This window comes from Roseibium sp. MMSF_3544, from assembly GCF_030732845.1.
Lineage (GTDB): Bacteria > Pseudomonadota > Alphaproteobacteria > Rhizobiales > Stappiaceae > Roseibium.
In genome coordinates this window covers 14220-28805 of sequence record NZ_JASHKA010000042.1, presented here as the reverse complement: position 1 = coordinate 28805, position 14586 = coordinate 14220, and the positions used below count along the sequence as shown (strand labels likewise).

Below are 14586 nucleotides of genomic sequence, written 5' to 3'. Positions count from 1 at the left end.
AAAATTGACCGCGTGCCGAATGCAGGAATGCGGGAATTCCTATGTTGCATCCGGAATTCAATTCGAGCCACTCGAATGGCCGTCGCGTCGAACCGATCTCTACGATCAATAGTTGTTTACTAGATGTATGCATTACTTGCATGGTCCAATTGGACTATGCCTGAATATAAATTATTGGTTGAGCCGCGGTTGTATTTTTTCGTTGCTCACGAGTGAGGACCGGGACCACAGGGGGGATGAGTGGTCGTAACTGCAGAAAAATATCTTCAACTGTCAAACCTGGCCGTTGCGGCTGCCATGGATCCGCTCAGATGGCAGGACTTCCTGGATGCGCTGAGTGTTGCACTCGGCACGCACGTCTGCACCCAACTCATTGGATTTGATCAATTAACCAATGCCGCACCGCTCGCCTTTGCTGGCGGGTGGGATCCCGCAATCCTCGATCTCTATCACGAGCAATACGCGGACAAGAATCCTTATGCGGCAAAATTCGCGAAATGCGGCGTCGGACAATCGATCTCCGCAGATGAACTTTGCGATCGCGAGGCTTTGAAAAAGACTCAGTTTTATTCCGATCTGCTCCTGCCGATGGAAGACATCAATGCAGGCGGCGGTGCCATGGTTGCACACGATGCGGACCGGATGTTCCTGATTGGAGGAAATCTCCGCGCAAGGGATCGGGAAGAATTCGAGCACAGGTGGCTCGAGCTTTGCGTCAATCTGGCTCCGATCATTCGCCAGTCCCTCGAAATCAATCGCATGATCATGGGATTGAACTTTGAGAAATGGGCTGCGGAACGTCACTTGCTTGGTGTTGGCACTACACTTTTTCTAGTCGATGCGGACATGAAGATCCATCACACCTGCGCGGAAGCCGACAAGCTGATCGGCAATGGATCACTTGTCGGGACGAGCTTCGATCGCCGCCTGCGGTTCCTGTCTGAACAGGTGCATGGACAACTTGCCGGCGCCGTTCGCTCGCAAGCCAACGGAAATTCGACCGCATTTAAGAACATCCGGTTCAGCGACAAGAGCGGACAGGACTGGATTTGCCGGACCATAGGCATGCGCCTTTCCGATCTCGACCGCTCTCCCTTTGGCCTTCTGTGGGACAAGTCCATTGCCGCGACCCTTGTGGCGATAAAGCCTGTCAGCGACACCAGAACGCTTGAGAAAGAACTTCGGAAATCGCTTGGGTTGAGCAAGGCGGAGGCGAGGTCGGTCCTGCTGCTTGCAGAAGGACATAAGCCTGCAGAAATCGCCGAAGAGCGGCAGGTCAGCATTCACACTGTACGCAACCAGATCAAGTCGGCCATGTCGAAAGTCGGTTGCCACCGGCAAAGCGAACTTGTGCAGAAAGCTGAGCAGCTGCGCATGACGGGTGGCTGGTAGATTTCGCCTTCCCTTCACGTCGAGTCACATTCCCGCGTACCTTATTGCGAAATGCCCGCCAAAGGGTGACACTCCGGTCACCTTTGAGAAGCTGGAACGACATGAGCTCAATTTCGCAGGCAATTTTGTACATTATCCGCGGCGGGCCGCCGGAATCCGGGATACCTGATCGTGTCCGTGCGGAGATCCGCGCGCGCGAAGCATCGTCTGAACGCCTGATAAGCTGGGTGCAACTGGGCCTCGTCCTGTTTTTCTCAACGCTCTATCTGATCGCGCCCAGGGCGGAAGGCAGCTCGGGTTTCAACTTCGTGCCGATCGCGCTTGGTGCCTATTTCTTGTTTACTGTCACGCGTCTGGTGCTTGCCTACCGGTTCGAGCTGCCCCAATGGTATTTGCTGATCTCGATTGGCGTGGATATGGCGCTGCTAGTCGGGCTGATTTTCTCGTTTCACATCCAGTACGACCAGCACCCGGCGTTCTATCTGAAGACGCCGACCCTGATGTATGTGTTCATTTTCATTGGCCTCAGGGCGTTGCGGTTCGATCCGCGCTTTGTCCTCACAACCGGCATGGTTGCGGTGGCCGGATGGCTTGGGCTGGTCTTCTACGCGGCTTTCGCAGACATGGACTCCATGCGCGTCACGCGCAACTATGTTGAGTACCTGACTGGGAACTCGATCCTGATTGGCGCTGAACTCGACAAGACCATGGTCATATTCGCGGTGACGATCATCTTGTCGGTCGCGCTCTACAGGGGCCGGTCGATGTTGTTCGAGGCAACGCGGGAACAGGCGGCGGCGAAGGATCTGCGCCGCTTTTTCGCGCCCGAAGTTGCTGCCTCCATTACGGATTCCCACACGGCTCTTCAGGCCGGCGAGGGAAGCCTTCGCGATGCGGCGATCCTTTATGCCGACATCAGGTCCTTTACCTCGACCTCGGCCACACTTGCACCGGAAGCCGTGCTGGCCATCCTGGCCGAATATCAGAACCTTGCCGTTGAAGTCATCAATCAGGAAGGGGGCCGCGTCGACAAGTTTCTCGGAGACGGCATCCTCGCGACGTTCGGTGCGGTTCATCCTTCCGAGACTTATGCAGCGGACGCTCTCAGAGCAGCCGAGCGCCTCGTTGAAACCGTCAACAACGAGCAGGATCGTTTCAGGTCAGCAGGATGGCCGGGCCGATTGCGTATTGGCACAGCCGTTGCCGCAGGCACGGTGACTGTTGGCGTCATTGGATCAAAAACCAGGCTCGAATTCACCGTGATTGGCGACGCAGTCAACCGCGCGGCGAAGCTTGAGGACGCGAACAAGGCACAAAGATCGGCGTCCCTGACTGACAAGGTCACCTGGGACCTCGCCCGCACGCAGGGATACCGGGCAACCCGTGCAGAAGCACGGCCGCGTGTGGAGATTGCGGGCATGCACCGGCCCGTGGATCTGGTTGTTCTGGCTGAACAGTAGGGACCGGCCTGCCGCATACCTTCGATGCTGCTGAAAGGCCTTGACCGCGGCGTTTTTCTCCGTCACTTTGCGCTAGATTTGACGTAATCGTCAAACTATCAAAAATAACATATATATATCAGTATTTTGATATAAGAAGGAGGTTCGATTGAAACTGGACTCGACTTTGTCGGCGATTGTGACCGGCGGCGCCTCCGGTCTTGGCGCGGCAACTGCCAGAGTGCTGGCGGAAGAAGGCGTCCGTGTCACGGTCTTCGACCGCAATGTGGACCAGGGCAAGGACCTCGCGTTCGAGATTGGCGGCACATTTGCGGAAGTGGACGTAACTGACCAGTCCAGTGTTGAGGCGGGCTTCGAACAGGCGCGCGCTGCAAACGGAAACGAGAGGATCCTGGTCAATTGTGCCGGTATTGCGCCAGTCGCCAAGACCACCTCGCGCGGCGAACCTCACCCGATCGACATGTTCGAAAAAGTCATTTCCGTTAACCTGATCGGCTCCTTTCGCTGCCTCTCCATAGCGGCAACGGGCATGTCTGCGCTCGATCCGGTTACCGCCGATGGCGGGCGCGGTGTGATCGTTTCAACGGCGTCTGTCGCAGCGTTCGACGGGCAGGTCGGGCAGGTGGCTTATGCCGCATCAAAAGCGGGTGTCGCGGGCATGACACTTCCTGTTGCAAGGGATCTTTCGAAATCGGGCATTCGGGTCATGACAATTGCGCCGGGCATTTTTGAAACACCGATGCTTCTCGGATTGTCACAGGAGGTGCAGGACTCGCTTGGACAACAGGTCCCGTTTCCCTCAAGGCTCGGCCGCGCGAAGGAATATGCCCAACTGGTCAGGGCAATCTGCGAAAATGACATGCTGAACGGTGAAACCATCCGTCTCGATGGTGCAATCCGCATGGCGCCGCGCTGACGGTGTCGGCCGCTGAAACAAGAGCGTCCGAGCCACGCAACAATGCGCGCCGGACGCGATGCGCAAATCCTCTGAATAAGTACAGCGTATCAGCGTCTCAAGTTGCGTAGCGGAATGCTTTTTGTTTGACGCGGGGTAGATCCTGGAACAGGTTGTCTGCACCAAGTTTCTTTTACGGATTTAAGAAATGACTGAGACAATGCACGAACTTGCGCCTCATCATTTGCCCTTTTTTATCCCAAAGGCCGATGGCAGCGACCAGATGATGTTGACGGTGCTGATTGCCCTCATCGTTATCGTTCTGCTCCTTGGAACATTTTACCTCTACCTTCATTCGCTTCCCGAACGACTTGCCCACAAGCATGGCCGCATCCAGTTCGAACTTGTCGCGGTGCTGGGGCTTCTTGCGTTGTTTACGCACAATCAGATCTTCTGGGTGGCAGCGCTCGTTCTGGCATTCATTCAGTTGCCTGACTTCATGTCGCCGCTTGAGACAATCGCCAATTCGGCCAGCCGAATTGCGAAAAAATTCGACGGCAAATCGGGCCCTTCAGATGAAACTGACGATGGGTTTGCAGAGGTCGATCCGGTCGTCGAACCGGAACCGGCGCCTGAAATCCAGACGGATGCGCTGGAAGCCGCAGGAGACGCTGCCGATCAACCCGGCGCGTCTGCCGCCGGTTCGGCAAAAGTGTAAGGGGGGCAGGACAAGTGTTTGAGACCCTTTTCTGCTCCATGATCACGATCCTGCCGGACTATCTTTTCCGTCGCTATGTGCAGGGCAAGCGCATCGGTCACGAGATCACGCTCTACTCGGTCTGGTACGAGCTGCGCTACGGCATCGTTTCCTGCCTGATGCTGACGATATCCCTGATCACGCTGATCTTCTACTTCCATCCTTCGTCGACAAGTGCGGTTTCGACGTTTCGGGTGCTCCCCATTCTGCCTGAGGGATCGGGCAGGGTCGAAGAAGTCTTCATCCCCCTGGCACTCGATACCGAAGTCAAGGCGGGAGACCCGCTCTTCAAGCTGGACAGCAGCCGTCAGGAAGCCGACGTCACAACCGCCAAACAGCAAATTGCCGAGATCGAGGGCGAGATTGCGCTGGCGCAGGGTGAACTTGCCGTTGCATCCGCACAGGTGGAGCAGGCGCAGGCGGCCCTGCAGCAGGCGCAGGACGAACTTGATACCAAGCAGGAACTGTTTGATCGCAACTCCAACGTCGTCAGCGAGCGGGAAATAGAAACGTTGCAGACGACAGTGGATGCAGCCCAGGGCGCCCTCTCGGCTGCAGAAGCGAACAAGGAACTGGTTGAGACCAAGATCAACGTGGCATTGCCGGCGTCGCTGGAAAGCGCGCGTGCGCGCGAGCAGGAGGCGGAGGTCGAACTGTCCAAGATGACCGTCTATGCGGGCGTCGACGGCACGGTGAGCCAGTTTGTCCTGCGTCCCGGAGATATCGTCAATCCGCTCATGCGCCCCGCCGGAGTGCTGATCCCCGCCGACTCGCAGCGCGAACGCATCGTAGCCGGCTTCAGCCAGATCGAGGCCCAGGTGATGAAACCGGGCATGGTTGCGGAAGCGTTTTGTCCCTCGATACCTTTCACGATCATTCCACTGGTGGTTACAGACGTACAGAATGTCATCGCCTCGGGGCAGGTCACCGCCGGGAGCCAACTGTTCGATACGGCGCAGACATCAGGCAAACAAGGTTCGGTAACGGCAATCCTGGAGCCATTGTACGAAGGCGGGCTCGACAAGCTGCCGCCTGGTGCCAGCTGCTCGGTGAACGCCTACACCAGCAATCACGAACGCCTGACGTCGGATGAAGATCTGAGTACCGGACAATTCGTCTTTCTTCATGTCGTCGACACGGTGGGTATCGTCCACGCGATCATGATCCGCGGTCAGGCGCTCAGATATCCGATCACGGCGCTCGTACTCTCCGGGCACTAGGGTAACGGCTCAACCCAAACCAGAGTGCAAAGATGCGTGCGCACGCAGCGTTAGGCCGCTTGGTGTTTTCTTCAAAAGAGGCTCTATGAGTCGGTAGCCAGGCGGTCACACCAAAACAGGTCGTTTTCGACGGCATTTGTCTTGAAAACGATGTAGGTGAACGGGAGATCAAAAGGGTTTTCGGTGCTGTGAACTTCCAGTGGTTCACAAGTCAGCGTCTGTCCAGGCGCAAGATCGATCCGTTCGCCGTCGATAGTGAATGCTCCTTTGCCCGAAAGAACATGAAAAACCTCCGTGCAGGACTTGTGATAATGCGCCTTTACCTCGGTATGAGGGGCGATTTCGACCAGCTGTACCAAGCCGCCGTCCTGATTTACGTCCTGGCCGCGAAGAAGGATTTTCTTTCTGTACCCTTCACCCTCAATCCAACTGACATCTTCATTCCGAACCAGTTTCATTCATATCTCCAGTTACATCCCGCCACGAAGGTAGGCGTTCTTTGAACGTAACTGTTTCAAAAGAAAAACCGAAGTCGGGCCGTGGTGGCTGTACCGCCTGGTAAGACACACACGACCCGCTTGCGGCACAGCCCTGGAGCCCTGGTCAAACTCCAGCATCTGGGACGATAGAAGCGGCTTAGTCGGCGTAACTGACGATTTCGAACTCGATACCGTCGTCATCGTAGAAATAGAACCTGCGCCCTGGTTCATAGTCCTGATGATTATGGGTCTTGAAGCCGCTGGCCTTGATGCGATCTTCAGTGGCGTCAAGGTCGTCCACGACGACGGCGATATGATTGAGACCGCCGTGATGGTCGTAACGTTCGCCCGGGACCGGCGTCGTATCCTGCGGTGGGCTATAGGCGGCAATATAGCTTGTCTCATTGCCGATGTGGTAGGTCATTCCGCCGCCAAGAGCCGCGCCCTTCCAGCGTACATGCCAGCCGAACCAGTCTGCCAGGCGTTCTGCCATTTTCGCAGGATCGGTGACGGTCACGTTCACATGTTCCAGAAATGGGGTGCTCATTTCGGTGTCCTTTCAAGGTTTGACTCTTTCTGGACACTTGAGATACTTCCTCAAGTAAACTTGAGGTCAAGAGGGAAAAGAAATTATTTTGAAGAAGGTTATGAAGGGCAGCGATCTCCTGTCCATTGGCGAGTTGGCTGAACGCACGGGTCTCACCGTATCCGCCATCCGCTTTTACGAGGAAAAGGGCCTCGTTCACCCGCTGAGAAATCGAGGAGGGCAACGGCGTTTTATGCGGGCAGACATTCGCCGCCTTTCATTTGTCCTTGTGGCTCAGGAGTTCGGTTTCACGATTTCGGATATTGCTGCGCAGCTGGCGCGGTTGCCGGAAGGCCGGGCTCCGAACAAGTCGGACTGGACACGTATCAGCCGCGAGTTCCGCAAGCACCTTGACGAGCGCATAGAGCGGATGAGCGCGCTGAGGGACAAGCTGGACTCCTGTATCGGCTGCGGTTGCCTCTCCATGAAGTCCTGTCAACTCTACAATGCAGGTGACGCGGCATCCCGGCACGGGCGTGGCCCACGCTATCTACTCGGGGACAGTCCCGAGATTGACGAGCCGGACATTTCGGGCAGACGTTGAGCGAGTGGCGCCGGGAGTTCAAAGCGCGCCGGAACCGGCGCGCTTTGGGTCGTGGTTTGAGTCTTTTTGTCAGGAATTGATCTGTCGGGCTCAACGATTGTCGTGCTGAGCGCGAACCCGTTTCAGGCCCAACTGGGTGATCCTGTAAGGGCCGCTGTTTCTGGACGCAATCAGTCGCTTGTATTTGAGTTTCCGAAACAGCCGCAGTGAGCAGCCGCCCCAATACCAGCCATCCCGTGTCACGGTTTCCTGTTTGACGATGCGGCCGCATTCATCCTTTTCAACCAGGATGCAACCGCCTTGCGCCAGCAGGTGCAAGACCCGCTGCTCGGCTTTTGAAATGTCCATTGATGTGTGAGAGCCTGAATTTGAATGCAATCGAGCAGTCACTGCAGCAGGTCGCATGCAGCGCTGGTGTGCATTACCCGGCCGACTTCAGCCGGGGATTACCGGGACTCTCTTGATCCGGACATAAACCCTCTCAACCTGGATGAGGCGCGGTTACCACGCCATGAGGAGCGGGGCAAGCAATCGCAGGCGCGACGAAAGTGAAGTCGGCCGAATTTGACTGGATGTTGCAGAATTGTATCGAAAGCGCTTTAGCTGCGCTCGGCTGGCCAGTAGCCGTTTTCCGGATTACGCGAAACGGCCATTGCCGTAACGTCCTTCGAACCGCACGCCCTGCAGGAGAGAGAATCGCTGATTGCCGAGACCTTCTGGTCCTGAGAGAACCTGGATCCCTTCATGTAACGGAACCGGCCGCAATGCCCACACAAGATCGCAAGCCTGCGATCAGACTTGCCCAATGCTTCTATTGTGGGATCGTCGGTTGAAATAGGTGAGGCATAAGTCATGGGTTAAATACTTTTTGAATAGAACAAGCGACCGAAAGCGATCGGAGATAAAAATCAACTCTGAATCTAAGATAGCATAAGTTCTGGAAAAGCAAAACACGCAATATTTTGCCTTGTGAATTTCCGCGTCGATGCAGTGACGTTTGTTGCTGTGCAATAAACGACCTTTATTGGAAAAAATGCGACTTTTTTATTTGACCGAATAGCAAAATTTATTTTGACCGTTTAGAAAAAACTTGAATCGGTTATTGCTTTCGTGCGTGCCGGAAATTAGCTCGCTTTTAGAGAAGCACAAGGATATGAGGGGAGAATGACAACCTTCTCTGACACTTGGTTTGACCTGTTTGGCCTGTCCGGGCTTCTAAATCCGTTTGCACTTCTTATCGGTGCTTATCTTGGATGGCGAGCAGATGAGGCACGAAAGCTCTGGATTGCCGGCTTTGCGGCGGCAGCGCTCTCGCTGATACTTGAAGCTGCAGTCGGAATGCTGCAATTGCCCCAGCCGATCTCGCAGGATGCGGGGGCACTGGCAATGTTTCCATTTCGTTTTGTCGGGGGAGCGCTCGCCGGTAGCGTCGCTTTTTGGCTAAGCCGCCGGCGCAATCGAACTTGATGTTGAAATCCGGTTTACCGGTCAGTCGTCCAGCCAACTGCTGAAAAGGTCTGCGTTCGGGCAGCCTTTCATGGGTTGTGCGGCACCTTCCGGATGATCTGCAAGCCACTCACGGCAGGCTTCTGTATTTCGGCAGTTAATGCAGCGCACCGCTGCGGAACGCAAGGCCGCATCGGATTGTATGCCGGCCGGCATATTGTTCATCGCGCCGATAGTGTCAAGCATCTTGCCCATCAGCTCGGCGCGTTCATTGAGGCGGTCCATCCAGTTCACGCCGTTTCTCCTTCTGCAAGCTTGATTTTGAAATCAGCATCAGGTCGGCCCACAGAAGAGGTTTGCCGGGTGGGCTTCGGCAGTCATGTTGTCCAGCAGCATGTGCAAAATTCTGCCGATCGGCATTGATCAGGGTCAACTCTGTGCGCGGGTTAAGAAACCGGCCATACTGTCTTCCTATGATTCTTGGATTGCCTGGTGACAAGCGCACCCGTTGAACGGGGTGAAGCGACAAGGCGAGGCAAGGGTTTGCCCCGGAGGCGGCGAGATGGTCGAGACAATCAGCGCACAACCGGTTTCGCAGAGCTCAGTCGCGGTTGTATCGCAGCAGAAACTGGAACCCGGCACGGAATTCAAGGCCAAGGTAGAAGCCAATCTGCCGGGTGGCGTCGTGCGTCTTGAAACGTCGCAAACGAAACTCGACTTGCGTATCCAGGCACCGTTGCCGGTCGGCAGCGAGGTCACCGTTACGGTGTCTGGCAGCCGGCAGCAACCTGCTGTTCAGATCACGCTGGCGAAACCTGCGACGCAGGGGGCTCCGATCCCTCAAGCACAGTCGCAAGGCGGCCAGAACACTTCGGTCCCGGCAGGGGCCCCAAGCAGTTCCGTGCAAGCGGCAACGATCACTGGATCGATCACAGCTGCGCCGTCTCCAGCGCAGTCCTTGCAGGTTTCTGAAGCGTCCCTTCAAGCGACCTTGCCAAAATCTGCCGAGATCGCCACGACATCCAGACCAACGGCCGCGAGCGCTCCTCAGGCCACGGCACCGACTGCGCCTGCGCCGCAATCGAACATTTCAACACCTCTTGGCCCGCAAGGGAATGCGCAATCGGGCGTCGTCGGCAAAGGTGAAGGGAAGGTGAGTGGACCAGTTGCGTTACCACCTCTTTCGGGCCCTGCAAGCAAGCCACAGGCCTCGCTGATCGATCGACCGGTGTCCAATTCGGGCGGGCGGCCCGAAGTAGCCCTGCCAGCCCCCAACGCAAGGGGAAGTGGTGCTCTGCCGCCGGTGCCAAGTTCCGGAACGCCTGGCGGATCAATCGCGGCAGCCGCGGGCCCTCCTGTTTCAAGCAGCGCAACAAGCACGGCCGCACCAGGTGTGTCTGCACCGGCATCCGGCATCGAAATATCTTCTCCTGCGAATACGTCCTTGCGTCCGCCCACAAGCGCAACAGGTGTTCAAACGCCTGCTCAGCCACCCTCCGTCGGCAGTCCACAGACCGGAACCTTCCAGGCCGGACCGCCGGCGCCTCCAGGCGGAAATCTATCGACGCCTTCTCCACTTCCAACATCCACCTTGCAAGGGCAACCGCCTGTGCAAGTGGGAAGCGGAGTGACTGGCACAAGTGCAGCCAGTTCAAATCCGGCCCCTCAGGCTCAATCGTCTCAGGCACCGGCATCTCAGTCACCAGTATCTCAGGCACCGGTCAATACATCAGGGCAGAGCACAGGGGCTGCAAGCGGCAGCATTGCGAAGCCGGGTTCCCCTGGCGTTTCAGGCACAATTGCCCCCACGACCCCGGCACCGGCTCCCCTTGTGACGTCAAATGCGGTCGTGTCAGGAACACTCTTGCAATCTTCCCTTTACGCCGAACACAGCGGGCGATCAGCTCACAGTGTGGCCTATCGACCAGCGGGGCCTGGTCCTGGATCTGCGTCTCAAGCTGCAACGACACCTGGCGGCGGAGCCGGTGCGTCTTTGGAGCAGACACCGGCAAAGCAGATTGCCCGACAGGTGCTCCCGGTGCTTGGAGAGCAGCAGGCCGGCTTGGGTAGCCTTTTTGGGCAGATCAGCGCCTTGATGTCGGCTCAGGCGTCCGGTCAGGTGTCGTTGCCGGATCCGGTGACAAAGGCCATGCAGCAGATCCTCGGGTTGCGGTTAAGTACGGCGCAAAGCCCGACTGGTACAGACATTCAACAGGCCGTGCGCGCGTCGGGGCAATTCCGGGAAGCGCAATTGTCAGCCCCTCGGTCTGGTGCGCCGCTCGTGCAAAGCGACCTGAAATCCGTCCTTCTTTCCTTCAAATCGATCCTTCGGCAATTTGGAGCTGAGGCCCAGATATCGCGCCCGGCAAACCAGCCACCAGCTCCATCGAGACAAGGCTCTCCGCAGGGGCAGGCTCAGCAGACCGGCAGCGGTTTTTGGACCGGCAATGCTCCTGAAAACCTTCAGGCTCTGCAGAAAGCAACCGACGCTGCACTTGCCCGGGTTCGCATGACACAGCTTGTCAATTCCGGACTTGCGGGTGACGAACGCTCATTGAGCGCAGGCCGCCCGCTGGATCTGGTTCTGGAACTTCCGCTCTCGGTCGGTCAGGAGACCGGCGTGATGCAGATGCAGATCGGCCGGGACCGCGAAGGACAGGGTGACAACGACGATGCGGAGCCTGCCTGGCGCTTGCGGTTCGCCCTGGACCTGACGGCAACCGGTCCGCTGGAAGCGGCGGTTAGCCTTCGCGGCGGGGGGACATTTGTCAGCCTCTGGGTGGATCGCAAGGGCACGTTTGACGGGTTGAATGCGATGCGTGAGACGATGGAAGCTGCGTTTGCCGATGCCGGTCTTGATCTGCAGGAGTTGCGGCTTGTCCGTGGCTTGCCGCAAGGAACAACGGTGAAATTCGGTTCTCTGGTCGACCGGCAATCATAGGATACGTCAATGAGCCCGAAGGAAACCCCGGACAAGAAGCTGGCAGTCGCGCTGAAATACGAAAACGACGGCGCGCCTGTTGTCACCGCAAAGGGAGCGGGTTCGATTGCGGAACAGATCGAAAGACTGGCAGAGGAAGCCGGCGTTCCGATTGAACAGAACCCCATGATGGCGGAGGCTTTGTCGCAGATCGAGATCGACCAGGAAATCCCTGTTGAACTCTACCAGGCTGTTGCCGTTTTGATCGGTTTCATCATGCGCACAGGACAGGCGCAAAACCCGCGTCCTGACTGAAACGCTTCTTCTCCTTTGTGAAAGAAGCCGTTCTTGGCAAGGAAATCCTTGCAGCCGGGCCAATTCCCGAATAGGTCATCAAACGGCTAGAAATTTGCGCCGCAGCATGCCTCATGCGCTGCTTTCGATGCGCGCGAAATCGAACAGAACAGGATTTTTGACGAACATGACGATTGTCGACGTACGCACACCCGATCCGAAGAAATTCATCAAGGGCGCGACCGGCGATTGGGAAATCGTGATCGGCATGGAAGTGCATGCCCAGGTGACTTCCGAAGCCAAGCTCTTTTCCGGCGCCTCGACCGAATTCGGCAAGGACCCGAATGGCAACGTCAGCCTGGTTGATGCGGCCATGCCCGGGATGCTGCCGGTGATCAACGAGGAATGCGTGCGCCAGGCGATCCGCACGGGTCTCGGCCTGAAGGCGGAAATCAATCTGAAGTCTGTGTTCGACCGCAAGAATTACTTCTACCCGGATCTGCCGCAGGGCTACCAGATCTCCCAGTTCAAGCAGCCGATTGTCGGAGAGGGCAAAGTCCTGCTCGACATGCCGGACGAGCAGGTCGAGATCGGGGTCGAGCGACTGCATCTGGAACAGGATGCGGGCAAGTCCTTGCACGACCAGCACCCGACCATGTCCTTCGTTGATCTGAACAGGTCCGGTGTTGCCCTGATGGAGATCGTCTCCAAACCCGACCTCAGGTCCTCCGACGAGGCGAAGGCCTACCTGACCAAGCTGCGCACGATCCTGCGCTATCTCGGAACTTGCGATGGCAACATGGATCAGGGGTCCATGCGCGCCGATGTAAACGTCTCTGTCCGCCGTCCGGGCGGCGACTTCGGCACGCGTTGCGAGATCAAGAACGTCAACTCGATCCGTTTTGTCGGCCAGGCAATCGAATATGAAGCCCGCCGCCAGGTAGCGATCCTGGAAGACGGCGGCGAGATCGACCAGGAGACCAGGCTCTTCGACGCGGTCAAGGGCGAAACCCGGTCCATGCGCTCCAAGGAGGAAGCGCATGATTATCGCTATTTCCCCGATCCGGACCTGCTGCCGCTGGAATTCACGCAAGAATTCGTCGACGATCTGTCTGGTCATCTGCCCGAACTGCCCGACGACAAGAAAGCCAGGTTCATCAGCGACTATGGTTTGACGCCATATGACGCCGACATTCTCGTTGTTGAAAAGGCGTCCGCCGATTTCTTCGAGGATGTCGCCAAGGGCCGTGATGCGAAACTTTCTGCCAACTGGGTGATCAACGAGCTGTTCGGCCGTCTCAACAAGGAAGGCAAGGAGCTGTCTGAAAGCCCGGTCTCGGCCGCTCAGCTCGGGGCGATTATCGATCTCATCAAGGCAGGAACCATCTCCGGCAAGATTGCCAAGGACCTGTTCGAGATTGTTTGGACCGAAGGCGGCGATCCGGCTCAGATCGTTGAGGATCGTGGCATGAAGCAGGTCACGGACCTTGGCGCGATCGAAGCGATCGTTGACGAGATACTCGCGGCCAACCCGGACAAGGTTGAACAGGCAAAAGACAAGCCCAACCTTGTCGGCTGGTTCGTCGGTCAGGTAATGAAGGCTTCAAAGGGCAAGGCCAACCCGCAAGCGGTGAACGATCTTTTGAAACAGAAGATCGGTCTTGAGTAACGCCGACGATTGAAGGCGGACTGATCGGAGGCTGACATGAGCGCGGATGTTACCAGCCTGCTTCTGGCACTTGGCATATTCTCGGTCGGGTTCGTCAGCATCGGGCCGAACATTCTCGCCATCATCGGAACCTCCATGGAGCGTGGACGAACGTCCGGTGTCAGGCTGGCCCTTGGAGTGGGGATTGGTTCAGGCATCTGGGCAACGCTGACTGTGGCAGGGTTGACCGCCCTGATTGCGGCTTACGCGCAGGCAATCACCGCGTTGAAGATTGCCGGGGCGCTCTATCTCCTGTGGCTGGCCTATCGGGCTTTCCGCTCGGCCGCAACGCCGTCGGGACAGGTTGCCGCCAAGGCGGCAACGGGAAATCGCCTCTTTCTTCAGGGGCTCGCCATTCAAATGACCAATCCGAAAGCAGCCCTTCACTGGATCGCAATCGTCGGTGTCGGTCTCGGTCCGAACGCGCCGCTTTGGGTCGGCCTGACCCTGATCGCCAGCTGCACACTGATGTCATTATGTGGACACCTGGCCTACGCGATTACCTTTTCAACCCAGCCGGTCGTCGAATTCTACCGGCGAAGCAGGCGCTGGATTGAAGCCGGCCTTGGGGTGTTCTTCACCTTCGCCGCCTACAAGCTGGCAACCTATCGCAGCTGAACACGCCGCGTGGATGAAGACTATCATCTGATTTGAAGGGCCAGAACGCCTCACTTCGGATAGTAAGTCGGCAAGCCACTGCGCGCCTGTCCTGTCTATTTGATTTGCGAACTGCTTTCTTTGTGGGCAGCTCGAAGCTGCACGCCGCCAAAAAGCGGACTGAAACCCTCAATGCGAGCCATTTTGTATTGGCACGAGCGTTGCAAAGCTCATTGGTCAAACGAATAGGGCTGGGGGCGTCCGTGTTTAAAGTCAATTCAGCGGTTC

Annotated in this window: 15 protein-coding genes; 11 read left to right on the top strand and 4 right to left on the bottom strand. The window is 57.1% G+C overall.

Features of this window, described 5'->3' with window-relative positions; all coding sequences use genetic code 11:
- Positions 1-240: 240 nt before the first annotated feature.
- The 5 genes from RBB47_RS30210 to RBB47_RS30190 all read left to right on the top strand — a co-directional run bounded on the left by RBB47_RS30210 (position 241) and on the right by RBB47_RS30190 (position 5724).
- Positions 241-1392, top strand: a complete 1152-nt coding sequence (locus tag RBB47_RS30210; protein ID WP_305989653.1) for a helix-turn-helix transcriptional regulator — start codon at positions 241-243, stop codon at positions 1390-1392.
- Between the two features lie 101 nt (positions 1393-1493).
- Positions 1494-2852 (top strand): adenylate/guanylate cyclase domain-containing protein, encoded by a 1359-nt coding sequence (locus RBB47_RS30205; protein WP_305989652.1) that lies wholly within the window; start codon positions 1494-1496, stop codon positions 2850-2852.
- 148 nt (positions 2853-3000) lie between these two features.
- A complete protein-coding gene (locus RBB47_RS30200; protein ID WP_305989651.1) occupies positions 3001-3768 on the top strand; it encodes an SDR family NAD(P)-dependent oxidoreductase in 768 nt (255 codons plus the stop codon).
- A gap of 187 nt (positions 3769-3955) precedes the next feature.
- Positions 3956-4465 (top strand): hypothetical protein, encoded by a 510-nt coding sequence (locus RBB47_RS30195; RefSeq protein ID WP_305989650.1) that lies wholly within the window; start codon positions 3956-3958, stop codon positions 4463-4465.
- Positions 4466-4479: 14 nt separating this feature from the next.
- Positions 4480-5724, top strand: a complete 1245-nt coding sequence (locus RBB47_RS30190; protein ID WP_305989649.1) for an HlyD family secretion protein — start codon at positions 4480-4482, stop codon at positions 5722-5724.
- Between the two features lie 83 nt (positions 5725-5807).
- On the opposite strand, the gene RBB47_RS30185 is transcribed toward RBB47_RS30190, so the two are convergent.
- Positions 5808-6182 (bottom strand): cupin domain-containing protein, encoded by a 375-nt coding sequence (locus RBB47_RS30185; protein WP_305989648.1) that lies wholly within the window; start codon positions 6180-6182, stop codon positions 5808-5810.
- Positions 6183-6360: 178 nt separating this feature from the next.
- Positions 6361-6750 carry a VOC family protein gene (locus tag RBB47_RS30180; RefSeq protein WP_305989647.1) on the bottom strand — a complete coding sequence of 130 codons (390 nt, stop codon included), beginning with the start codon at positions 6748-6750 and terminating at the stop codon, positions 6361-6363.
- Positions 6751-6850: 100 nt separating this feature from the next.
- On the opposite strand from RBB47_RS30180, the gene soxR reads away from it, so the two are divergent.
- Positions 6851-7333 (top strand): redox-sensitive transcriptional activator SoxR, encoded by a 483-nt coding sequence (gene soxR, locus RBB47_RS30175; protein WP_305989646.1) that lies wholly within the window; start codon positions 6851-6853, stop codon positions 7331-7333.
- 90 nt (positions 7334-7423) lie between these two features.
- Here the strand turns inward: soxR and RBB47_RS30170 are convergent, their stop codons facing one another.
- The gene (locus RBB47_RS30170; protein WP_305989645.1) at positions 7424-7681 is read right to left on the bottom strand and encodes a YjhX family toxin; all 258 of its coding nucleotides are present in this window, start codon (positions 7679-7681) and stop codon (positions 7424-7426) included.
- Positions 7682-8497: 816 nt separating this feature from the next.
- Between RBB47_RS30170 and RBB47_RS30165 the strand changes: the two genes are divergently transcribed.
- Entirely contained in the window at positions 8498-8800 is a 303-nt protein-coding gene (locus tag RBB47_RS30165) for a phosphatidylglycerophosphatase (protein WP_305989644.1), read from the top strand.
- A 21-nt stretch (positions 8801-8821) separates the two neighbouring features.
- Here the strand turns inward: RBB47_RS30165 and RBB47_RS30160 are convergent, their stop codons facing one another.
- Positions 8822-9064, bottom strand: coding sequence for a DUF6455 family protein (locus RBB47_RS30160; protein ID WP_305989655.1), 243 nt, complete (start codon positions 9062-9064; stop codon positions 8822-8824).
- A gap of 277 nt (positions 9065-9341) precedes the next feature.
- Between RBB47_RS30160 and RBB47_RS30155 the strand changes: the two genes are divergently transcribed.
- From RBB47_RS30155 to RBB47_RS30140, 4 genes are all read left to right on the top strand, one after another.
- Positions 9342-11720 carry a flagellar hook-length control protein FliK gene (locus RBB47_RS30155; RefSeq protein WP_305989643.1) on the top strand — a complete coding sequence of 793 codons (2379 nt, stop codon included), beginning with the start codon at positions 9342-9344 and terminating at the stop codon, positions 11718-11720.
- Positions 11721-11729: 9 nt separating this feature from the next.
- Positions 11730-12014 (top strand): EscU/YscU/HrcU family type III secretion system export apparatus switch protein, encoded by a 285-nt coding sequence (locus RBB47_RS30150; protein ID WP_305989642.1) that lies wholly within the window; start codon positions 11730-11732, stop codon positions 12012-12014.
- Positions 12015-12180: 166 nt separating this feature from the next.
- Positions 12181-13662 carry an Asp-tRNA(Asn)/Glu-tRNA(Gln) amidotransferase subunit GatB gene (gene gatB, locus RBB47_RS30145; protein ID WP_305989641.1) on the top strand — a complete coding sequence of 494 codons (1482 nt, stop codon included), beginning with the start codon at positions 12181-12183 and terminating at the stop codon, positions 13660-13662.
- Positions 13663-13698: 36 nt separating this feature from the next.
- Positions 13699-14319, top strand: a complete 621-nt coding sequence (locus RBB47_RS30140; protein WP_305989640.1) for a LysE family translocator — start codon at positions 13699-13701, stop codon at positions 14317-14319.
- The last annotated feature ends 267 nt before the right edge of the window (positions 14320-14586 follow it).